General features: G+C 72.7%; 17 protein-coding genes and 1 pseudogene. 6 read left to right on the plus strand and 12 right to left on the minus strand.

Annotation, left to right across the window (positions count from 1 at the left end; translation table 11 throughout):
- Positions 1 to 2: 2 nt before the first annotated feature.
- From hflX to miaA, 6 genes and pseudogenes are all read right to left on the minus strand, one after another.
- Positions 3 to 1,490, minus strand: coding sequence for a GTPase HflX (gene hflX, locus K7396_RS09660; RefSeq protein ID WP_086720015.1), 1,488 nt, complete (start codon positions 1,488 to 1,490; stop codon positions 3 to 5).
- Positions 1,491 to 2,012: 522 nt separating this feature from the next.
- Positions 2,013 to 3,557 (minus strand): annotated as a pseudogene (locus tag K7396_RS09665) (M1 family metallopeptidase); the annotation flags it as partial.
- 143 nt (positions 3,558 to 3,700) lie between these two features.
- A complete protein-coding gene (locus K7396_RS09670) occupies positions 3,701 to 5,893 on the minus strand; it encodes a RelA/SpoT family protein (protein WP_086720016.1) in 2,193 nt (730 codons plus the stop codon).
- A gap of 195 nt (positions 5,894 to 6,088) precedes the next feature.
- Positions 6,089 to 6,964 (minus strand): diaminopimelate epimerase, encoded by an 876-nt coding sequence (gene dapF, locus K7396_RS09675; protein WP_086720017.1) that lies wholly within the window; start codon positions 6,962 to 6,964, stop codon positions 6,089 to 6,091.
- A gap of 79 nt (positions 6,965 to 7,043) precedes the next feature.
- On the minus strand, positions 7,044 to 7,553 hold the full coding sequence (locus tag K7396_RS09680; protein ID WP_086720018.1) for a hypothetical protein: 510 nt from the start codon (positions 7,551 to 7,553) through the stop codon (positions 7,044 to 7,046).
- A 108-nt stretch (positions 7,554 to 7,661) separates the two neighbouring features.
- On the minus strand, positions 7,662 to 8,600 hold the full coding sequence (gene miaA, locus K7396_RS09685; RefSeq protein ID WP_086720019.1) for a tRNA (adenosine(37)-N6)-dimethylallyltransferase MiaA: 939 nt from the start codon (positions 8,598 to 8,600) through the stop codon (positions 7,662 to 7,664).
- Between the two features lie 257 nt (positions 8,601 to 8,857).
- On the opposite strand from miaA, the gene K7396_RS09690 reads away from it, so the two are divergent.
- Positions 8,858 to 9,199 carry a hypothetical protein gene (locus tag K7396_RS09690; protein ID WP_158101174.1) on the plus strand — a complete coding sequence of 114 codons (342 nt, stop codon included), beginning with the start codon at positions 8,858 to 8,860 and terminating at the stop codon, positions 9,197 to 9,199.
- An 84-nt stretch (positions 9,200 to 9,283) separates the two neighbouring features.
- On the opposite strand, the gene K7396_RS09695 is transcribed toward K7396_RS09690, so the two are convergent.
- From K7396_RS09695 to K7396_RS09705, 3 genes are all read right to left on the minus strand, one after another.
- Positions 9,284 to 9,994 (minus strand): class III extradiol dioxygenase subunit B-like domain-containing protein, encoded by a 711-nt coding sequence (locus K7396_RS09695; protein ID WP_086720023.1) that lies wholly within the window; start codon positions 9,992 to 9,994, stop codon positions 9,284 to 9,286.
- A gap of 70 nt (positions 9,995 to 10,064) precedes the next feature.
- On the minus strand, positions 10,065 to 11,579 hold the full coding sequence (gene miaB / locus K7396_RS09700) for a tRNA (N6-isopentenyl adenosine(37)-C2)-methylthiotransferase MiaB (RefSeq protein ID WP_086720025.1): 1,515 nt from the start codon (positions 11,577 to 11,579) through the stop codon (positions 10,065 to 10,067).
- A 92-nt stretch (positions 11,580 to 11,671) separates the two neighbouring features.
- Positions 11,672 to 12,223 carry a DoxX family protein gene (locus K7396_RS09705; protein WP_086720026.1) on the minus strand — a complete coding sequence of 184 codons (552 nt, stop codon included), beginning with the start codon at positions 12,221 to 12,223 and terminating at the stop codon, positions 11,672 to 11,674.
- Between the two features lie 344 nt (positions 12,224 to 12,567).
- Between K7396_RS09705 and K7396_RS09710 the strand changes: the two genes are divergently transcribed.
- Positions 12,568 to 13,563: a TAXI family TRAP transporter solute-binding subunit gene (locus tag K7396_RS09710; protein ID WP_086720028.1), complete on the plus strand. Its 996-nt coding sequence runs from the start codon at positions 12,568 to 12,570 to the stop codon at positions 13,561 to 13,563.
- A 166-nt stretch (positions 13,564 to 13,729) separates the two neighbouring features.
- Here K7396_RS09710 and K7396_RS09715 read toward each other — a convergent pair whose 3' ends face one another.
- From K7396_RS09715 to K7396_RS09725, 3 genes are all read right to left on the minus strand, one after another.
- Positions 13,730 to 13,933: a cold-shock protein gene (locus tag K7396_RS09715; RefSeq protein ID WP_006602702.1), complete on the minus strand. Its 204-nt coding sequence runs from the start codon at positions 13,931 to 13,933 to the stop codon at positions 13,730 to 13,732.
- A gap of 257 nt (positions 13,934 to 14,190) precedes the next feature.
- Positions 14,191 to 15,603 carry a sensor histidine kinase gene (locus K7396_RS09720; protein WP_086720030.1) on the minus strand — a complete coding sequence of 471 codons (1,413 nt, stop codon included), beginning with the start codon at positions 15,601 to 15,603 and terminating at the stop codon, positions 14,191 to 14,193.
- Between the two features lie 16 nt (positions 15,604 to 15,619).
- Positions 15,620 to 16,360: a response regulator transcription factor gene (locus K7396_RS09725; protein ID WP_086720032.1), complete on the minus strand. Its 741-nt coding sequence runs from the start codon at positions 16,358 to 16,360 to the stop codon at positions 15,620 to 15,622.
- 275 nt (positions 16,361 to 16,635) lie between these two features.
- Here K7396_RS09725 and K7396_RS09730 point away from each other — a divergent pair, with 275 nt between their 5' ends.
- From K7396_RS09730 to K7396_RS09745, 4 genes are all read left to right on the plus strand, one after another.
- Positions 16,636 to 17,421 (plus strand): amino acid ABC transporter ATP-binding protein, encoded by a 786-nt coding sequence (locus tag K7396_RS09730; RefSeq protein WP_086720034.1) that lies wholly within the window; start codon positions 16,636 to 16,638, stop codon positions 17,419 to 17,421.
- A gap of 56 nt (positions 17,422 to 17,477) precedes the next feature.
- Positions 17,478 to 18,386, plus strand: coding sequence for a glutamate ABC transporter substrate-binding protein (locus K7396_RS09735; protein WP_086720038.1), 909 nt, complete (start codon positions 17,478 to 17,480; stop codon positions 18,384 to 18,386).
- A 127-nt stretch (positions 18,387 to 18,513) separates the two neighbouring features.
- The gene (locus tag K7396_RS09740) at positions 18,514 to 19,161 is read left to right on the plus strand and encodes an amino acid ABC transporter permease (RefSeq protein ID WP_086720035.1); all 648 of its coding nucleotides are present in this window, start codon (positions 18,514 to 18,516) and stop codon (positions 19,159 to 19,161) included.
- Positions 19,162 to 19,234: 73 nt separating this feature from the next.
- Positions 19,235 to 20,170, plus strand: coding sequence for an amino acid ABC transporter permease (locus K7396_RS09745; protein WP_086720036.1), 936 nt, complete (start codon positions 19,235 to 19,237; stop codon positions 20,168 to 20,170).
- Positions 20,171 to 20,591: the final 421 nt, after the last annotated feature.

Raw genomic sequence — 20,591 nt, forward strand, 5'->3', positions numbered from 1 at the left:
CGCTACGCCGCGGGGACGAAGCGCTGGAGTTCGGCGGCCAGCTCCTCATGGACCCGCGCCTTGAGCACGGTGCCGTCCGCGGTGTGCTCCTCGGAGATGACCTCGCCCTCGGCGTGTGCCCGCGAGACGAGGGCGCCGTGGGTGTACGGCACCAGCACCTCGATCTCGACCCGCGGCCGGGGAAGCTCCTCGTCCAGCAGGGCCAGCAGTTCGTCCATGCCCTGGCCGGTACGGGCCGAGACCGCGAGGGCGTGCTTCTCCTGGCGCAGGAGTCGCTGCAGCACCAGCGGGTCGGCCGCGTCGGCCTTGTTGACGACCACGATCTCGGGCACGTCCGTCGCGCCCACGTCGCGGATCACCTCGCGGACCGCGGCGAGCTGCTCCTCGGGCACCGGATGCGAGCCGTCGACGACATGCAGGATGAGGTCGGACTCGCCGACCTCCTCCATCGTGGAGCGGAACGCCTCGACGAGGTGGTGCGGGAGGTGGCGGACGAAGCCGACGGTGTCGGCGAGGGTGTAGAGCCGTCCGCTGGGCGTCTCGGCCCGCCGGACGGTCGGGTCCAGGGTGGCGAACAGCGCGTTCTCCACCAGGACGCCGGCGCCGGTGAGGCGGTTGAGCAGCGAGGACTTGCCGGCGTTGGTGTAGCCGGCGATGGCGACCGAGGGGACCTTGTGGCGCCGGCGTTCCTGGCGCTTGATGTCCCGGCCGGTCTTCATCTCCGCGATCTCCCGGCGCATCTTCGCCATCTTCTCGCGAATCCGGCGCCGGTCCGTCTCGATCTTGGTCTCACCGGGACCACGGGTGGCCATACCGCCGCCGGCCGAGCCGGAGCCACCGCCACCCATCTGCCGGGACAGCGACTGGCCCCAGCCGCGGAGCCTGGGGAGCATGTACTGCATCTGCGCCAGCGAGACCTGCGCCTTGCCCTCCCGGGACTTGGCGTGCTGGGCGAAGATGTCGAGGATCAGGGCGGTCCGGTCGACCACCTTGACCTTGACGACGTCCTCGAGGTGGATCAGCTGGCCCGGGGAGAGCTCACCGTCGCACACCACGGTGTCCGCTCCGGACTCCAGCACGATGTCGCGCAGCTCCAGGGCCTTGCCGGAGCCGATGTAGGTGGCGGGGTCGGGCTTGTCACGGCGCTGGATGACGCCGTCGAGCACCATGGCGCCGGCGGTCTCGGCGAGGGCGGCGAGCTCGGCGAGGGAGTTCTCGGCCTCCTGGACCGTGCCGGAGGTCCACACGCCCACGAGCACCACGCGCTCCAGGCGGAGCTGCCGGTACTCGACCTCGGTGACGTCCTCCAGCTCGGTGGACAGGCCCGCCACACGGCGCAGCGCGGCCCGGGCCGAACGGTCGTACTGGTCGCCGTCACGCTCCCCGTCGATCTCGTGGCTCCAGGCGACGTCCTCTTCCATCAGGGCGTTGGCCCGAAGGCTCTCGGGGAGGCGCTGCCGGTCCTGCGGAAGGGAAGAAGAGGAGGTCATTTGATCCTTCGCGTCGTCGGGAGGCCTGGCGGGACCTGGTGTTCCCGCCGGGACCGTGGGTCGTGCGGCGACCGCAGCGGCGCTGCCGCTGCCGTCGCTGGTTCAACGTCCGAGCCGTCCCGGAGATTCCCGGGACGGCCGGTGCCGTCCCCTAGATGGTCCCATGCCCCGCGAGGGCCGTCACACGGGTTTTCCGGGCGGTGCGACGGGGTTCGTGGGCGCGGGTTTCCCGGCCGCCGCCCCGGGCACGGGGGTCACCGGCGCCCTCTTCGGGGCAGCGGGCACGGCCGCCGCCCTGGGCGCGGGCTTCACAGCCGCTCCCTTGGACGCGGGTTTCACGGGCGCCCCCTTGGCTGCGGGCTTCACGGCAGTCCCCTTGGCCACGGGGTGCACCGGCACCCTCTTCGGCGCGGGGCGCACCGCCGCACCCTTCGGTCCGGGGTTCCCGGGGCTCGTGACCACCCCCTTCGGGCCGGGCTTCACGGGCACCCCCTTCGTCCCGTGGACGGCTCCGGCGCTCTTGGGGTGGCCCGGCTTCGCGGCGGCTTCCTTGGGCCGCCAGTCCGGATGGCCCGGCATCGACGGGGTCCGCTCGCCGTAGAGCCAGTCCTGGAAGAAGCCGGTGAGGTTCTGCCCGGCGACATCGGAGGACAGCTGGACGAAGTCGGAGGTGTCCGCCACGCCGTCGCGGTGCCGCTCGACCCATGCGCGTTCCAGCCGGTCGAAGGCGGCGGGGCCGATCTTCTGCCGCAGGGCGTACAGGACCAGCGCGCCGCCGTCGTAGACGACGGGGCGGAAGATGCCGATCTTCTGCCCCGGGCGGGGGGCCTTGGGCGCGGCGGGCGGGCCGCCGTCGGACCGCCAGCCGTCGGACTCCTGGTAGGCATGCCGCATCCGGGCTTCCAGGGAGGCCCGGCGGCCGCCCCGCTCCTCTGCGTAGAGGGCCTCGTACCAGGTGGCATGGGCCTCGTTGAGCCAGACGTCGGACCAGCGGCGCGGGCTGACGCTGTCGCCGAACCACTGGTGGGCCAGCTCGTGCACCATCACCGACTCCACGTACCAGGCGGGCAGCTGGCCGGTGGTGAACATGGCCTTCTCGAAGAGCGAGAGGGTCTGGGTCTCCAGCTCGAAGCCGGTCCTGGCGTTGGCGATCAGCACGCCGTACGCCTCGAAGGGGTACGGGCCGACCCTGCGCTCCATCCAGGACATCTGGGCCGGGGTCTTCGCCAGCCAGTGCGCGAGGGCGGCGCGGTGCGCGGTCGGCACGACGTCGCGCAGCGGCAGGCCGTGCGGCCCGTGGCGCAGCACCACGCTGGACCTCCCGATGGAGACCTGCGCCAGCTCGGTGGCCATGGGGTGGAGGGTGCGGTAGGTCCAGGTGCGGCGGCCCGCGCGGGCGCCGGGGCTCGTCGGCAGCCCGTTGGCGACGGCGGTCAGCTCCTGCGGCGCGGTGATGCGGAAGGTGAAGAGCGCCTTGTCGGAGGGGTGGTCGTTGCAGGGGAAGACGCGGTGCGCTGCGTCGGCCTGGTTGGCCATCGCCAGGCCGTCGGCGGTGCGGAGCCAGCCGCCGTCGCCCTTGGCGCGGGGGTCGGTGGTGTGCGCGATGGAGATCTTCACCTCCTGGCCCCGGGAGATGTGGAAGGACGGGGTGAGCACGAGATCCTCGCCGTGCTGCTCGTGAGTGGCGGGCAGACCGCCGATTTTGACGGAGCGTACGGTCCCGCGGGCGAAGTCGAGGTTGACGTGGTCGAGCTCGGTGGTGGCGCGGACGGTGATCTCGGTGCGGGCGTTCATCGGCCGGTCGTTGTGGCCGGAGTAGTTCAGGGAGACGTCGTAGGACAGGGCGTCGTAGCCGGTGTTGCCGAGCATGGGGAAGAGCCGGTCGCCGAGGCCCTGCGGCCCTCTGGCGGGCGGTTCGGCCATGCCGAGGGTGGCGAGCGCGGCCAGTCCGAGGGCGGCGGCCCGCCGGCCGGTCCAGCGCGGTCGCCCGCTCGGGCCGCGGGGCAGGGCGCGGACGGGAACGGGGCGACCGGGGTCGCGGGACGGGCGGCGCGGGGGAAGGGGCATGCACTACCGCTACCAACGCGGCCCCCTCCCCCGCGGGTGAGGGGGCAAACGGCACCCGAACGGGCGGCGGATCGTGCGTCCGTCTTACGCCGCCGGGCGGAGGGTTATCCGACGGACCGTCACCCGCCGGGCCCCCGGGGCCGCTAGGGCCGCAGCGCCGCGGCCTGCCGGGCGCGTCCGGCGCGCAACACATCGAAGACGCCGGGTACTTGACGCATGGCCCGCATCAGGGACGGCAGCCCGGCGGCGTTCGGCAGGTGCAGGGTGTAGGTGTGGCGGACCCGCTGTTCGTGCGGGGGTTCGACGGCGGCGGACACCACGGCGGCGCCCTGGGAGGCGATGGCCTCGGTGAGGTCGGCCAGGAGGTGCGGCCGGCTGAACGCCTCTGCCAGGAGGGTGACCCGGCAGCCGTGGCCCCCCTGGTCGGCGCCGCGCCAGCGCACCCCGACCGGTTGCCGGCCGGTGGCCGCCATGCGCGCCACGGCGGGGCACAGGGCGCGGTGGACGGTGACCGTGCCGCCCCGTACGGCGAATCCGGTGACGGTGTCCGGCGGCACCGGGGTGCAGCAGCCGGCCAGCCGGACCGCGGCGCCGGGCAGGTCCGCCACCACGAGCACCGAGGCCGCGACCGGGTCCGCCCCGGGCCGGTCGTCGTCCGCGGCCGGGCGGTCGGCGGGAGGCGCCGCGGCGGGCCCCTCACCGGCGCTCACCGGGCGGGCGCCGGGCTCCTGCGGTCCGGCCAGCCAGCGGGCGATGGCGAGCCGGGCGGCGGGGGTACGGACGTGGTCGAGCCACTCGGGCGAGGGGCCGGCCGCGGAGTCGGGGGCCATCAGCAGCTGCAGGCTGTCGCCGTCGCGCAGGACGGTGGCGAGCGTGGCGAGCCGGCCGTTGACGCGGGCGCCGATACAGCAGTGCGCGGCCTCGCCGTGCCGTTCGTAGGCGGCGTCCACGCAACTCGCCCCGGCGGGCAGACCGATGGCGCCGCCCGCGACGGGGGACGAGCCGTCCGAGGGGGCGTCGGCGCAGAAGACGGTGATCTCCCGGTCCTGGGCGAGGTCGTCGCGCAGCGAGGTCCAGAACGTGTCCGGGTCGGGAGTGGTGCGCTGCCACTCCAGCAGCCGGGAGAGCCATCCGGGGCGGGTCGGGTCGGCCCGCTCGCCCTCGGGGGCGTCCGTGCCGTCCGTGGGGGCGTAGGGGTTGCCCAGCGCGATCACCCCGGCCTCGGCGACCCGGTGCATCTGGTGGGTGCGGATCAGCGTCTCGGCGATCTCCCCGGACGGGCCGGTGATCGCTGTGTGCAGCGACTGGTAGAGGTTGAACTTGGGGGCCGCGATGAAGTCCTTGAACTCGGAGACGACCGGGGTGAAGCAGGTGTGGAGTTCGCCGAGGACGGCGTAGCAGTCGGCGTCCTCCCCCACCAGCACCAGCAGCCGCCCGAGGTCGGCGCCGGTCAGCTCGCCGCGGGCGAGGCGCACCCGGTGCACGGAGACGAAGTGCCGGGGGCGGAGCAGGACTTCGGCGTCGATGCCCGCCTCGGCCAGGACCGCGCGCACCCGCCGGGCGAGCTCGGTCAGCGGGTCGGGCCGGTCGGCGTACTCCATGACCAGGGACCGGGTGGTGGCGTACTCCTCGGGGTGCAGGATGGCGAAGACGAGATCCTCCAGCTCGGCCTTGAGGGCCTGGACGCCAAGGCGTTCGGCGAGCGGGATCAGCACGTCGCGGGTCACCTTGGCGATCCGGGCCTGCTTCTCGGGGCGCATCACCCCGAGGGTGCGCATGTTGTGCAGCCGGTCGGCGAGCTTGATGGACATCACCCGGACGTCGTTGCCGGTCGCCACCAGCATCTTGCGGAAGGTCTCGGGCTCGGCCGCCGCGCCGTAGTCGACCTTCTCCAGTTTGGTGACGCCGTCGACCAGGTAGCAGACCTCGGCGCCGAACAGTTCCCGCACCTGATCCAGCGTCACTTCGGTGTCCTCGACGGTGTCGTGGAGCAGTGAGGCGGTCAAGGTCGTGGTCTCCGCGCCGAGTTCGGCGAGGATGAGGGTCACCGCGAGCGGGTGGGTGATGTACGGCTCGCCGCTCTTGCGGAGTTGGCCGCGGTGCGAGGACTCGGCGAGGAGGTAGGCCCTGGTGAGGGTGTCCAGGTCGGCGTCCGGGTGGTGGCCGCGGTGCACCTTGGCGACGTGTTCCAGGGCGTGCGGGAGGCCGTCGCGCGGGGCGGGGCCGAGCAGGGCGGCCCGGCCGATCCGGCGCAGCCCTCTGAGCTCCAGCCGGCGGCGGCCGCGCCTGCGGCCCGCTGCTCCAGGGTTACCAGGGTTAGTGGCCTCTGCGCTCATGGGCACCTCCGGCAGCGTCGACCGGCGGTGGGACGCGTCAGTTCGGGCGTCCGGGCCGGTGCTTGATGCTACCGACCCCATCACGCAGCGCTGTCCAGCTCTCGCTCACAGTGATTCGGATCACCCGTTCGAGCGAATCCCCCGGCCATGGCCGTTGTGTGCGGGAGGTCCGTTCCCCGGGCGCCGGGGAGCGGGTCAGGCGAGCGCGGCGGTCAGCCAGGCGGGGTCGAAGGTGCCCTCGGCGACGATCTCGGCCGGGCCGGTCATCTCGACGGTGCCGTCGGGCAGCTCGGTGATCGAGAGGCTGCCACCCAGCACGTCGACCTGGTAGGTGACGGCTTCGCCGGTCCGTGCGGGGGCCGCGCCGTCCCTGCGTGCGGTGGCGACGGCGACCGCGCAGGCGCCGGTGCCGCAGGAGCGGGTCTCGCCCGAACCGCGCTCGTGCACCCGCATCGCCACATGGCGCGGGCCGCGGTCGGCGACGAACTCGATGTTCACGCCGTCGGGATAAACCGACGCGGGGCTGAACGGCGGTACGGCCCGCAGTTCGCCGGCGTGGGCGAGGTCCTCGACGAAGACGACGGCGTGCGGATTGCCCATGTTCACGTTCCGGGCCGGCCAGCTGCGGCCGTCGAGGGTGACGACGACGCCGTCCTCGCTGAGCGCGGCGCGGCCCATCGAGACCGTGACGTCGCCGGTCTTGGCGACGTGCACACGGCGCAGGCCGGCGCGGGTGGCGATGGCGAGGTCACCGGCCTCGACCAGGCCGGCGTGCAGCAGGTAGCGCGCGAAGACGCGGACGCCGTTGCCGCACATCTCGGCGATCGAGCCGTCGCCGTTGCGGTAGTCCATGAACCACTCGGCCTCGTCGGCCTGGGCACTGGCCTCGGGGTGCGCGGCGGACCGCACGACGCGCAGCAGGCCGTCGCCGCCGACTCCGGCCCGCCGGTCGCAGATCCTGGCGACGGCGGTCGCGGACAGGTCGAGGCGGCCGTCCGGGTCGGGGACGATCACGAAGTCGTTCTCGGTGCCGTGGCCCTTGAGGAAGGCGAGGCGCTGCGTGCTGGTCACCTCTGCATCGTACGGGGGCACCGGAGCACTCGGCCGCACGGGGCCGGGCGGGCCCGGCGGGCGCGGGGCGCCTGCCGGTTCAGCGCAGCCGGGCCACGCGCAGGATGGCCAGCGAGGCCGGGATCGCCACCACCACGGCGTAGAGCAGCACCACGCGCCAGTCGGCGCGGCGGCCGGAGCCGGGCACCGGGAGGCCGGGCCAGGTGTGGCCGACGCGGCGGGCGGCCATCATGCCCCAGCCGGCGGCGCAGCAGCACAGCAGCAGGCCCAGCATGGCGATCACCGCGCCGCCGCCGAGCTCGAAGGCGAGGGGGAAGGCGAACATCAGCGAGCCGAGGGCGGCGAGCGCGACGATCGGCGCCACCTGCCACAGCCGCAGCCGGCGCGGCGGGCGGAGCTCCCGGAAGGACTCGCCGCCGCCCTCGCCGGGCCCGTCGGGGCCGGAGTCCGGGGCGTCGGAGTCGTCCAGGGCGTCCGGGTCGGTGAGGGGGCCGGGGCCGTCGTCGGGGCCCGGTCCGTCGTCCGTCAGGGGTGCCGTGTCAGCGCCGGTGTCCGGTTGCTGCGCACGGTTGCGAGGGCCGGCCTCCATAGCCACGCGCCCTCCCCACTGCAGACTGCACGCCTCGATCGAAGGTCGATGATGACACGCCCTCAGGGGCCCGGATGGCGGCCGGAGCGTCCCGATGCCATGACGTGATCAGGCTGTGACCGGTCGTTCGAGCAGGGCCAGCGCCCGGGCGGGGAGTTCCGCCCGGTGCTCGGCGGCGCCGCTGAGCCAGTGGACCCGCGGGTCCCGGCGGAACCACGAGTCCTGGCGGCGCGCGAAGCGCTTGGTGGCACGCACCGTCTCGTCGCGCGCTTCCTGCTCGGTGCACTCCCCCGCGAGCTGGGCCAGCACCTGCTGGTAGCCGAGCGCCCGGGAGGCCGTGCGGCCCTCGCGCAGCCCCTCGCCCTCCAGCCGGCGCACCTCGTCGACCAGGCCCGTCTCCCACATGCGGTCGACGCGCAGGGCGATCCGCTCGTCGAGTTCGGGGCGCGCGACGTCGACGCCGATCTGCAGGGTGTCGTAGAACGCTTCGTGGCCGGGGAGGTTGGCGGTGAAGGGGCGGCCGGTGATCTCGATGACCTCCAGGGCGCGCACGATGCGGCGGCCGTTGCTCGCCAGGATCGCGCGGCCGGCCTCGGGGTCGGCGGCGGCCAGCCGGGCGTGGAGGGGGCCGCTGCCCTGTTCGGCGAGTTCGGCCTCCAGGCGGGCGCGCACCTCCGGGTCGGTGCCGGGGAAGTCGAGGGCGTCGATCGCGCCGCGTACGTACAGGCCGGAGCCGCCGACGAGGACCGGGGTGCGGCCCTCGGCGAGCAGCCGGTCGATCTCGGCGCGGGCCAGCCGCTGGTACTCGGCGACGCTGGCGGCGCGGGTCACGTCCCAGATGTCCAGGAGGCGGTGCGGGACGCCCTGCCGCTCCTCGGGCGTGAGCTTGGCGGTGCCGATGTCCATGCCGCGGTAGAGCTGCATGGAGTCGGCGTTGATGACCTCGCCCCCCACGTGCTGTGCGAGTGCGACGCCCAGATCGGACTTTCCGGCCGCGGTGGGGCCGACGACGGCGATGACCCGCGGAGCGGGAACGGCGGTTTTCACCCCGCCAGTCTCGCAAACCTCACGGCCCCGTCTCGAACGAGCGACGTGACGGGCAACCGATGGGTTCGTTGCCTGTTGCGAGGTCCCGAGAGGCCGGTGGGTCCCACCGGCGCCCGCGGGCGGCGCAAAGGGCCGCTTCCGGCGGCAGGGGATCTCGCCACAGGAAGAGCGTAGGAGCGGTCATGGGCGTGTTTTCGCGGTTTCGCCGCCGTAGGGCGGCGGCGTCGGCGGAGGAAGAGGAAGGGACCGCTCCGGCGGTGACGGCCGGGACGGCGGAGGCGGCGGAGCCTGCTGGTGCGGCGGCCGCCGGGGGCTCCGGAGAGGCCGCGGACGCGGAGGGGGCCACGGGCTCGGGCCAGACCGAGAAGGCTGAGGGCTCCCGCACGGCCGAGAAGGTCACGGGCTCCGGCGAGACCGACGAGGCCGCGGACGACGCCGCGCCCCCGGTGGAGGCGGCAGCGGAGGCGGCCACTCCGGAAGCGTCCGCGGAGGCGGCGGCCGAGGATGCCACGCCGGCGGAGAAGGCCCCCGAGAGCGCCGGGATCCCCCGGCAGCAGTCGGCGAAGGCCGCCGCGGACAGCGAGAGCGCGCGGCAGTAGCCCGCCGCGCCCGCCGGAGACGGTGCGAAGGCCGCGGGGCGGAGCGCCTCGCGGCCGTCGCCGTACCCGGTCCGCGAGGCCGCGCTACGACCAGGCGGCCACGAAGTAGCCCACGCCGTACGGGGCCTCCTCGCGCAGCAGCCGCCCGCTCAGGCCCGCGTCCTCGCCCGCGCCCGCGAGCACCTGCCAGCAGGCCCGTCCGGACGCCAGGAGGGCGGCGGCCCGCTCCTCGTCCAGCGCGGCCAGCGCCGCGGTGTCGGCGGCGCCCAGGGCGCGGGCCGCGGCGGCGTCGAAGGGCTCGGCCCGCTCGTCGAAGTAGCCGGGCGCCTTCACCGTCCGGCAGGCGCTTCCGTCGCCCATCACCAGCAGCGCCACCCGGGGCGCCGACGCCGCGAGGTCCCGGCCCGTCGCCGCCGCGCGGTCGCGGGGCAGCGACTCGGCCACTCCCAGCGCCTCCACGGGTGCGTCGGCCCAGTCGGTACGCGACAGCAGCCAGGCGCCGACCGCCAGCGACGGCGGGAGTTCCCGCTCCGGCGCGGTCTTCGCGGCGCCCAGCCGCACCTCCAGGTCCACCCCGAAACCGCGGAAGGACCCGGCGGCGCCCTGCGGGTGCGCGCCCCGGCCGGCCTCGTCGGCCGGGCCGACGACGACCAGCCGGTCGGGACGGGCCGCGGCGAGCACACCGATCGCGTCCAGGCAGGCGGCACGCAGCGCGTCGAGTTCGGGAGCCGCACCGGCGGCCACCTCCGGGACGAGGAGCGGCGGGCAGGGGCAGACAGCGGCGGCTACGAGCATGCCACGCAGCGTAACGCCCCTGGTGCGAGGCCGGTCGGGGCGGCCTGCGCGGCGCCCGGCGCGCGGCCGGTCAGTCGCAGCCGCAGCCGGCGGCGGGCGCCGGGCTCGGCGCCGGGGCACCGATGGTGGGCAGGCCCAGCAGCACGCCCTGGGGCTTCTCGGCCGGGGCGGCGTTCCGCTTCTCCCAGGCGTCGCCGGCGCGGGTGCGGCGGACCGCCTTGGCCGGGCCCTCCGCCAGGAGGTGGTGCGGAGCGGCGTAGGTGATCTCGACGGTCACCATGTCGCCGGGGCGGACCGGCTCCTCGGGGCGCGTGAAGTGCACCAGGCGGTTGTCGGGGGCCCGCCCGGACAGGCGGTGGGTCGCCTCGTCCTTGCGGCCCTCGCCCTCGGCGACCATCACGTCGAGGGTGCGGCCGACCTGCTTCTTGTTCTCCTCCCAGGAGATCTCCTCCTGGAGGGCGACCAGCCGCTCGTAGCGCTCCTGGACGACGGCCTTGGGGATCTGCCCCTCCATGTCGGCCGCCGGGGTACCGGGGCGCTTGGAGTACTGGAAGGTGAACGCCTGGGCGAAGCGGGACTCGCGGACGGTGTGCAGGGTCTGCTCGAAGTCCTCCTCGGTCTCGCCGGGGAAGCCGACGATGATGTCCGTGGAGATGGCGGCGTCCGGCATGGCGGCGCGCACCTTCTCGATGATGCCGAGGAAGCGCTCCTGGCGGTACGAGCGGCGCATCGCCTTGAGCACGGTGTCCGAGCCGGACTGCAGCGGCATGTGGAGCTGCGGCATGACGTTGGGCGTCTCGGCCATGGCGGCGATGACGTCGTCGGTGAAGTCGCGGGGGTGCGGGGAGGTGAAGCGGACCCGCTCCAGGCCCTCGATCCGCCCGCAGGCGCGCAGCAGCTTCGAGAACGCCTCGCGGTCGCCGATGTCGGAGCCGTAGGCGTTGACGTTCTGGCCGAGCAGGGTGATCTCGCTGACGCCCTCGGCGACCAGCGCCTCGATCTCGGCGAGGATGTCGCCGGTCCTGCGGTCCTTCTCCTTGCCGCGCAGCGCGGGGACGATGCAGAACGTACAGGTGTTGTTGCAGCCCACCGAGATCGAGACCCAGGCGGCGTACGCGCTCTCGCGCCGGGTGGGCAGGGTCGAGGGGAACGCCTCCAGCGACTCGGCGATCTCGACCTGCGCCTCCTCCTGGACGCGGGCGCGCTCCAGCAGCACCGGCAGCTTGCCGATGTTGTGCGTGCCGAAGACCACGTCGACCCAGGGGGCCTTCCTGACGATGGTGTCGCGGTCCTTCTGGGCCAGGCAGCCGCCGACGGCGATCTGCATGCCGGGCCGCGCGGCCTTCTTCGGGGCGAGCTGGCCGAGGTTGCCGTAGAGCCGGTTGTCGGCGTTCTCCCGCACCGCGCAGGTGTTGAAGACGATGACGTCGGCGCCCTCGCCGTCCTTGGGCGCGGGGACGTATCCGGCCTCTTCCAGCAGGCCCGACAGCCGCTCGGAGTCGTGGACGTTCATCTGGCACCCGTAGGTGCGGATCTCGTAACTCTTGTTCACGCCCACTGCCTGGCTCCGGTCGCTGCTGGTCATGCCACAAGGGTAGGCGGTGGCGGAAGTACCTCCCGCCCCCGGAGTCCTCGGCGGATCCGGCCCCGGACGGGCCGGTGCGCGGGCCGGCGGCCTCACAGGGCCAGCACGACGGCGGCGCCGACACCCCCCACCACCAGCGCGAAGGCCGCGCTGCCCAGTCCTCCGTGCCCCCAGCGGAAGGGGCGGTCGAGGGCGAAGCGGCCGGGTCCGGTGGCCGCGACGGCCAGCGCGACGACGGCGATGGTCAGGGGATATTCGATACCGCCGGTCATCTCCCAGAGCCCCTTGGGCGCCGAGACGACCATGGCGTTGATCATCACGCCGATGAGCGCGGCGGCCGCGAGGGGCGTGAGCAGTCCCAGGGCGAGGCCGAGGCCGCCGAGGAATTCCGAGACTCCGGCGAGGCCGGCGAAGAACTCGCCGGGGCGGTAGCCGAGGGCGGCGAAGCCCTTGCCGGTGGCGGCGAGGCCGTGGCCGCCGAAGATCCCGAAGAGCTTCTGGGCGCCGTGGCCGGCGAGGATCAGTCCCACGGTCAGGCGCAGGAGGAGCAGGCCCAGGTCGGCGCCGTACGGGGGTGCGCGGAGGGTGCCGGGCCGGGCCTGGGCCTCCGTCCGCGGCTCGGTGTGCGCTTTGAGCGGTTTCATGGGGGGCTCGCTTCCCGCACCGGCGCGTCAGTGGGCCGCGGTGTCGGGCAGCGGCGCCGGTGCGCTCGTGGTGGAGGGATCGCGTGCGGTGCGCGCCGGGCGGCGCGCGGTGGGAGACGTGCCGGGTCTCCGCGACGTCGGGAGGAGGGGAGAACCCTCCACTCCCGATCGTGCTACGCCGAGCGCCGTCTGCAAAGGCGAGCCCGCGGCTCACCGGCACGGCCTCCCCGGGCCGCCTCCGCACCCGCGGCGATCGCGCGCACTTTCCACAGGCGGGCCCCGGACTGTCCACAGAAAAGCCCTGCCCCTCCCTTTCCGGCCGCGGTCCTGGCAGGATCCCGCCCATGGTCACAGCACTCTCCCGCACCGGCCGCCGGGCCTTCCAGGCGGCGCTCGCGGCCCTGGTCGTCCTCGGGCTGGCGCTGTGGTGGCTGCTGGCGATGAACGCCGACCCCACGCCCCGCGGCCGGCTGACCCTGGCGACGGGCGTGCCGACCGGGGTGTACGCACGCTACGGGGAGCTGCTCAAGCAGGATCTGGCCCACGACCTGCCGGATGTCGATCTGCGGCTGGCCCGCAGCGAGGGCTCCATCGACAACATGCGGCAACTGGTCTCCGGGCGCGCCCAGTTCGCCATCGCGACGGCGGACGCGGTCGCCACGTACCAGATCAGGGGCGAGGCCGGCGCGGACCGGCTGCGGGCCTGCGCGCGGCTGTACGACGACTACGTCCAGCTGGTGGTGCCGAAGAAGTCCGCGGTGCGCTCGACGAAGGACCTGCGGGGGCTGCGGGTGGGCGTGGGAACCGACGACTCCGGGGTCCAGCTGATCACCCGGCGGCTGCTGGAGGCGGCCGGGCTGGACTTCAACGAGGACATCGAGCCGGTGCGGGTCGGAATCGACCGGATGCCGAAGCTCCTGGAGCAGCACAAGCTGGACGCCTTCTTCTGGTCCGGCGGGCTGCCGACGATGGCCGTGCAGCGGCTGGCGCAGCGTTTCCCGGTACGGCTGGTCCAGCTCGGGGACCTGAGTCCGGCGCTGCACCGGCAGGGCGAGCGCACCCGCTACTACCGGGCGGCGGTGATGCCCGCCGACGCCTACCCCGCGGCCCAGGACGGGCAGGCGGTGAAGACGATCGCGGTGGCGAATCTGCTGGTCACGACGGACCGCGAGGACGCGGTGATGACCCAGGGCATCACCCGTACGGTCATCGACAGCCGGGACTGGATAGGGCGGCAGGTGCATGCCGCGCAGAAGGTGGATCTGCGGACGGCGGTGTTCACCGACCCGCTGGCGCTCCACGAGGGCGCCCGGCGGTACTACCTGTCCCAGAAACCGTGATCCGGGCCCACAGGACGTGATCCGGAGGCCATGATCCGGAGGCCGACGGTCCTCAGCCGGTGGTGCCGTCGAGGGGGCCCCGGACCTTCCCGGGCCGGGTCCGCGAACGGACCGGGGCCCGCACCGGTCGGTCCGGTGCGGGCCCCGTTCACGGGACGCGGGAGCGTCAGGCGGCGACGATGTTCTCCGCCTGCGGGCCCTTGGGGCCCTGGGTCACGTCGAAGGTGACCTTCTGGCCCTCGAGGAGCTCACGGAAGCCCTGCGCGGCGATGTTCGAGTAGTGGGCGAAGACATCGGGGCCGCCGCCGTCCTGCTCGATGAAGCCGAAGCCCTTTTCCGAGTTGAACCACTTGACGGTGCCGGAAGCCATGTTTTTCTCCTTCATGGGGCAAACCGGAGACCACACTGCGCGGCCTCCTTGTCGCCGAGATGATTGCCCCATACCGGAACAGGTCCGGAAAACAAGGAACGCCCGGGGCTTCAGCCTCCGGGCGCGCACAAAGTTCATCATGGGTACCACAACTGCAACACCGTTCACGGTAGCACAGGTGCCGGGAAGGCCCTGCAGACCGCGCTCCCTCCCCGCAGCCCGTGCCCGCGCCCGCGCGCTCCCGTGCCCGCCGCCCCTCACGGCCCGGTGCGCGGCACGGTGACCGTGACCTTCAGCCCGTGCGGCGGGTGCGGGGCGTAGGCGATGGTGGCGCCGCCCGCGGTGAGCAGGGCGCGGGTGATCGACAGGCCGAGCCCGGAGCCGGACACGTTCTGGTGGCGGCCGCTGCGCCAGAAGCGGTCGCCGATCCGCGCGAGCTCGTCGTCGGTCAGGCCGGGACCGCGGTCGGCGACGGTGACATGGACGCGCTCGCCGTTCGGCGCGACCTCCACGGTGACCGGCCGGCCCTCCGGGGTGAACTTCAGGGCGTTGTCGACGACGGCGTCCAGCGCGCTGGACAACGCGATCGGGTCGGCCCAGCCGGTGACGGCGCGCTGCCCCTCGTAGGTGAGGAGGACGCCCTTGTCGTCGGCCAGCGGGCGCCAGGAGTCGACGCGTTCGGCGGCCAGCGCCGCGACATCGGTGAGCTGGAGGTCGGCGGCGGTGTGCTCGGCGAGCGCGAGGTCGAGCAGGTCGTCCAGCACGCGGGCCAGCCGCTTGCCCTCGGTGCGGACCGACGCGATCTCCTCGTTGCCGTCGGGGAGTTCGAGGGCCAGCAGCTCGATGCGCAGCAGCAGCGCGGACAGCGGGTTGCGGAGCTGGTGGGAGGCGTCGGCGACGAAGGCGCGCTGCTGCTCCAGGACGTCCTCGACGTTGTCGGCCATCTCGTTGAACGAGCGGGCCAGCCTGCGCAGTTCGGGCGGGCCCGCGGTGGCCGCCACACGGGCGTTCATCCGGCCGGTGGCGATGTCGTGGCTGGCCGCGTCCAGGACCCGTACCGGCCGCAGCACCCAGCCGGTGAGGCGGAAGGCCGCGGCGACGGCGACGAGCATGGCCGCGCACTCCCCGGCCGCGATCAGCAGCCAGCTGCGCAGGACGCGGAAGCGCATCTGCGCGGTGGGCGAATCGGTCATGACGACGGCGACCACGTCACCGTCGCGGATCACCGGGGAGGCGACCGGTATGCGGCCGGTGTCGTCCCAGGGCCAGATCTGGTGCGGGTCGTGGCTGCGCCGGCCGGCCAGCGCCTCGCGGAACGCCTGGGCCCCCTCGCCGTCCTGCGGTACCGGCATACCGGCCGGGGCGGCGGCCATCGGGGTGCGGTCGCGGTAGAAGACACCGGCACGTATGCCGTAGAGGTCGTAGTAGCGCGCGAGTTCGGTACGGAGCGTGGCGCGCCGCTCGTCCTCCTCCGGCGTCTTGTCGGCCTCCGTGACCGGCCGGGCGGTGACGAACTGGGCGAGGGAGGCGAACCGGGCGGCGTCGTCGATCCGGTCGATGACCACCCGCTGCTGCTCCACACCGGCCGTGATGACGCCCAGCGGGATGCCCAGCGCGAGCAGCACACCGGCCATCAGGACGATGAGCAGCGGCAGGAGTCGGGTGCGCACGTGGTCGCGGCGGCCTTCAGGAGGCCGGGGTGGCGGGCAGTCGCGGCCCCGCGCCGGCGGCCGGGACGACCAGGCGGTAGCCGACGCCGCGGACCGTCTCGATCAGGGCGGGCATCCGCAGTTTGGCGCGGAGCGAGGCGATGTGGACCTCCAGGGTCCGGCCGGTGCCCTCCCAGCTCGTGCGCCACACCTCGCTGATGATCTGCTCCCGGCGGAAGACCACGCCGGGGCGCTGGGCGAGCAGCGCCAGCAGGTCGAACTCCTTGCGGGTGAGCGGGACCGCCGAGCCGTCCACGGACACCTGGCGGGTGGGGAGTTCGACGGTGACCGCGCCCAGCCGCAGCGCGTCGTCGGGGGCGCCCTCCTCGACGGGCTGCTCGGCGCCGCCGGGCGCGGTGCGCCGGCTCACCGCGTGGATGCGGGCCAGCAGCTCACCGGTGTCGTACGGCTTGACGACATAGTCGTCGGCGCCGAGGTTGAGGCCGTGGATGCGCGAGCGCACGTCGGAGCGCGCGGTGACCATGATGACGGGGGTCGCGCAGATCTTGCGGATCCGGCCGCAGACCTCGAAACCGTCCTGGTCGGGCAGCCCGAGGTCGAGCAGCACCACGGCGAAGGGCTCCGCGTGGTCGGGGAGCAGGGCCTTGAGTGCCTCCTCGCCGTTGCGTGCGTGCACGACGGACAGGCCGTGCTTGGCGAGCACCGCGGACAGCGCGGCGGCGACATGATCGTCGTCCTCGACGAGCAGCAGCCTCATCGGGCCTCCTTTCCGGGTGCGTGTGTACAGGCCACAGGGCATCTACGGTGATGCGGGGCATGCGCGTCAAGAGCAGGCCACCTCCCGGCCGCCATCCGTTATCCAGCCGGTACGCCCGCCGCGGCAGACTGCCGTCGCCCTCCGCGGACACCGCTCGACGCAGAGTGTCCGTCTGCGGCCGGATCGTTATCCTCAAGTTCCCCTCAGAACTGATGACGCTGCTCCGAGGGCGTTACTAGGGTCCTCCCAACCGAGGAGGACGGAGCTACACGCCGATGAGCGAAGTATCGGTGACCAAGAACGCCGAGGGTCCCGCGGCGGCCGGGGACCGGCTGGTCGTGCTGGACAACGTGAACAAGCACTTCGGCGCGCTGCACGTGCTCCAGGACATCGACCTGACGATCCACCGCGGCGAAGTCGTCGTCGTGATCGGGCCTTCGGGCTCCGGCAAGTCGACGCTCTGCCGCACGATCAACCGCCTGGAGACCATAGACACCGGCAGCATCACCATCGACGGGAAGCCGTTGCCGCAGGAGGGACGGGAGCTGGCCCGGCTGCGCGCCGACGTGGGCATGGTCTTCCAGTCGTTCAACCTGTTCGCGCACAAGACGGTGCTCGAGAACGTGATGCTGGGGCAGACCAAGGTCCGCAAGACGGACAAGGCCGCCGCCACGGAGAAGGCCCGCGCGCTGCTCGACCGGGTCGGCGTCGGCACCCAGGCGGACAAGTACCCCGCACAGCTCTCCGGTGGTCAGCAGCAGCGGGTGGCGATCGCCCGTGCGCTGGCGATGGACCCGAAGGTGATGCTGTTCGACGAGCCGACGTCGGCGCTGGACCCGGAAATGATCAACGAGGTGCTGGACGTGATGCAGCAGCTCGCCCGGGACGGCATGACGATGATCGTGGTCACCCATGAGATGGGGTTCGCGCGCTCCGCGGCGAACCGGGTCGTCTTCATGGCGGACGGCCGCATCGTCGAAGAGGCCGAGCCGAACCAGTTCTTCAACAACCCGCGCAGCGACCGCGCCAAGGACTTCCTGTCGAAGATCCTCCATCACTGAGGCCGTAGTCGGGCCACCATCATTTCCCACTTTTGTTGAACCAAAGGATGTTCACCATGAGGATGCGTAAGACGGCTGCGGCCGGTGCGGTGGTGCTCGCGCTCGCGGCCACGGCGACGGCGTGCGGCGGCGAGAAGGGCACGGCGGGCGACAAGCCGGCCGGCGGCGAGGTCTTCAGCGGTACCTACAAGGTCTCGACCCCGAAGATCGACTCGCCGGTGCTGAAGAAGGCGCAGAAGGCGAAGAAGATCGTCGTCGGCGTCAAGGCGGACCAGCCGTTCCTCGGCTTCAAGGACCCGGCCACCGGCAAGTACTCCGGCTTCGACATCGAGATCGCCAAGATGGTCGCGGCCGACCTGGGCTTCTCCACGAAGCAGATCAGCTTCCAGACCGTCGACTCCAACGTCCGCGAGACCACCATCTCGCACGGCCAGGTCGACTACTACGTCGGTACTTACACGATCAACGACGAGCGCAAGAAGCAGGTCGGCTTCGCGGGCCCGTACTACACGGCCGGCGCGGACCTCCTCGTGCGCAAGGACGAGAAGGGCATCACCGGCCCGGACTCGCTCAAGGGCAAGAAGGTCTGCTCCATCGTCGGCTCGACTCCTCTCCAGGAGATCAAGAAGCCGAAGTACGGCGCCAAGACCAACGAGATGTCGAAGTACTCGGACTGCGTGAAGTCCCTGCTCGACGGCCAGGTCGACGCGGTCACCACCGACGACGCGATCCTCAAGGGCTACGCCGCCCAGCGCCCGGAGAAGCTCCGGGTCGTCGGCAAGCCCTTCACCAAGGAGCCCTACGGCGTCGGCATGGACAAGGACGACAAGGCGCTGCGTGACGCGATCACCACCGCCCTGGAGAAGCACATCAAGAACGGCGACTACGAGAAGGCGTACGAAGGCACGCTCGGCAAGTCGGGCTCGAAGTACGTCGCCCCGCAGACGCCGCTGCCGCGCTACTGAGGCGCCGGCAGTCCCATGACCGCGCCGCCCCGCACGCCCGCCGTGGCCGGGTGTGCGGGGCGCGCTGTCTTCCCCCGCCCCGCGTCCCTCTTCCCGCCGTCGACCTGACCGCAACCGCGGAGACCCCATGAACGTACTCCTCGATCATCTGCCCGAGTTCCGTGACGGGTTCCTCGGAACCCTGGCGATCACTGGGGCCAGTGCGCTGCTGGCCTTGGTGCTCGGCGTACTCATAGCCAGCTTCCGGGTCTCTCCGATACCGCCGCTGCGGGCCTTCGGGGCGGCCTGGGTGACGCTGCTGCGCAACACGCCGCTGACCCTGCTCTTCCTCGTCGCGGTGTTCGTCGTGCCGCAGGTCCTGGTGCCGGGGGCGAGCCCGTTCGTACTGGCCACGCTGGCACTCGGCTTCTACACCTCGGCGTTCGTGTGCGAGGCGGTGCGCTCCGGCATCAACACCGTGCCGCTGGGGCAGGCCGAGGCCGCCCGCTCGATCGGCATGACCTTCTCGCAGACGCTGCGCCTGATCGTGCTCCCGCAGGCCACCCGCACCGTCCTGTCGCCGCTGGGCAGCATCTTCATCGCCATGACGAAGAACTCCGCGATCGCGGGCGCCTTCAGCGTCGGCGAGATGTTCGGCGTCGCCAAGCTCCTCAGCGACGAGGGCTACGCCATCGCCTGGATCTTCCTGTGGGTCGCCCTCGCCTACCTCGTCATCACCTTCTCCATCAGCGGCCTGTTCCGGCTGCTGGAGCGCCGGCTGGGAGTGGGCCGATGACCGGGCACGGCAGGCGGAACGGCATGACGAGGGCGCCACGCACCGGCGGGGCGGAACGAAGTGAGGTAAAGGCATGAGCGGGGCCAGCGTTCTCTACGACGTACCGGGGCCGAGGGCCAAGGTGCGCAACCGCGTCTACATGGTCTTCGGTTCCGTCGCGCTGGTGGCGTTGCTCGCCTTCGTCGTGCTGCGACTGGACGCCAAGGGCCAGTTCGACGCCGCGAAGTGGGACATCTTCAACTACGCGGGGGTGCGCACCAGCATCCGCGACGGTGTGCTCGCCACCTTGCAGGTCTTCGCGATCGCGGCGGTGCTGTCGCTGGTGCTGGGCGTGGTGCTCGCGGTGGCCCGCCTCTCCGAGCACAAGCCGGTCCGCTGGGTGGCCACCGGCTTCATCGAGTTCTTCCGCGCCGTCCCCCTGCTGATCACCGTCTACGCGCTGTGGGTGATCATCCTCAGCAACCGGGAGGACCTCGGCTTCTCCGGCAACCAGGCGCAGTTCTGGGCGCTGGTCCTCGGGCTGACGGTCTACAACGGCTCGGTGCAGGCCGAGGTGCTGCGGGCCGGCGTCAACTCCGTGCCCAAGGGCCAGAGCGAGGCCGCCTACGCACTGGGCATGAGCAAGACACAGGTCATGTCGACGGTGCTGATCCCGCAGGCCGTCCGCTCGATGCTGCCGACGATCATCAGCCAGCTCGTGGTGACCCTGAAGGACACCTCCCTCGGCTACATCATCCTGTACGAGGAGCTGCTCTACAACGCCCGTTCGATCAGCACCAACATCATCGTCGACGGTGACGACACCTACGTCCCGGTGCTCATCGTCACCGGCAGCATCTACGTCGCGATGTGCCTGGCCCTGTCCGCCCTCGCCAACTGGATCGAGCGGCGCGGCCGCCGGGCCAAGACCGGCATCGGCGTCTCCGCCGCCGCCGAGCCGGTGACCGCCTCCGACGCCCTGGAGGTCGGCGACGCCGTCCCCACCGCACCGGGGCAGAAGGAGAACTGACGGGGCGGGGCGGTCGGAACCCTTCGCAGTGGACGGCGGCGGTGCCTCGTGGTGCCGCCGCCGTTCGGCGTTGGGGGCTTGCGCGTCGGGCGCCTGGTGTTGGGCTCTTGGCACATGCGGGGGGCTTGCGGGGGGGGGCTTGTCGGCTGAGGGTTGCCGGGGGGCGTCCGGGGCGTGCCGCGGGGTGGCCGGCGTTTGCGGGGGAAGGTGACCGCGGCCCAGGACACGACGGTGAACGCGCAGGCCCGAGCGCCTGTCCCCGTGCCCCCGCGCACGCCTGACGGCGCGGCAGCCGTTCCGTGGCCGGGAGGAGACTGTCCGGAGGCGGTGGCATGGTTGCCACCGCCTCCGTCACTTGACGCGAGCGGCCGCAGTGGGTTGCATACGCTGTGTGATCACGCACCGGGCTCCAACTGCCAGT

Source organism: Streptomyces angustmyceticus (assembly GCF_019933235.1).
GTDB lineage: Bacteria > Actinomycetota > Actinomycetes > Streptomycetales > Streptomycetaceae > Streptomyces > Streptomyces angustmyceticus.

Coding starts and splice junctions, on each gene's coding strand:
- hflX (WP_086720015.1), bottom strand. CDS start 1,490: ATGACCTCCTCTTCTTCCCTTCCGCAGGACCGGCAGCGCCTCCCCGAG.
- K7396_RS09670 (WP_086720016.1), bottom strand. CDS start 5,893: ATGAGCGCAGAGGCCACTAACCCTGGTAACCCTGGAGCAGCGGGCCGC.
- K7396_RS09680 (WP_086720018.1), bottom strand. CDS start 7,553: ATGGAGGCCGGCCCTCGCAACCGTGCGCAGCAACCGGACACCGGCGCT.
- K7396_RS09695 (WP_086720023.1), bottom strand. CDS start 9,994: ATGCTCGTAGCCGCCGCTGTCTGCCCCTGCCCGCCGCTCCTCGTCCCG.
- miaB (WP_086720025.1), bottom strand. CDS start 11,579: ATGACCAGCAGCGACCGGAGCCAGGCAGTGGGCGTGAACAAGAGTTAC.
- K7396_RS09705 (WP_086720026.1), bottom strand. CDS start 12,223: ATGAAACCGCTCAAAGCGCACACCGAGCCGCGGACGGAGGCCCAGGCC.
- K7396_RS09710 (WP_086720028.1), top strand. CDS start 12,568: ATGGTCACAGCACTCTCCCGCACCGGCCGCCGGGCCTTCCAGGCGGCG.
- K7396_RS09715 (WP_006602702.1), bottom strand. CDS start 13,933: ATGGCTTCCGGCACCGTCAAGTGGTTCAACTCGGAAAAGGGCTTCGGC.
- K7396_RS09725 (WP_086720032.1), bottom strand. CDS start 16,360: ATGAGGCTGCTGCTCGTCGAGGACGACGATCATGTCGCCGCCGCGCTG.
- K7396_RS09730 (WP_086720034.1), top strand. CDS start 16,636: ATGAGCGAAGTATCGGTGACCAAGAACGCCGAGGGTCCCGCGGCGGCC.
- K7396_RS09735 (WP_086720038.1), top strand. CDS start 17,478: ATGAGGATGCGTAAGACGGCTGCGGCCGGTGCGGTGGTGCTCGCGCTC.
- K7396_RS09740 (WP_086720035.1), top strand. CDS start 18,514: ATGAACGTACTCCTCGATCATCTGCCCGAGTTCCGTGACGGGTTCCTC.
- K7396_RS09745 (WP_086720036.1), top strand. CDS start 19,235: ATGAGCGGGGCCAGCGTTCTCTACGACGTACCGGGGCCGAGGGCCAAG.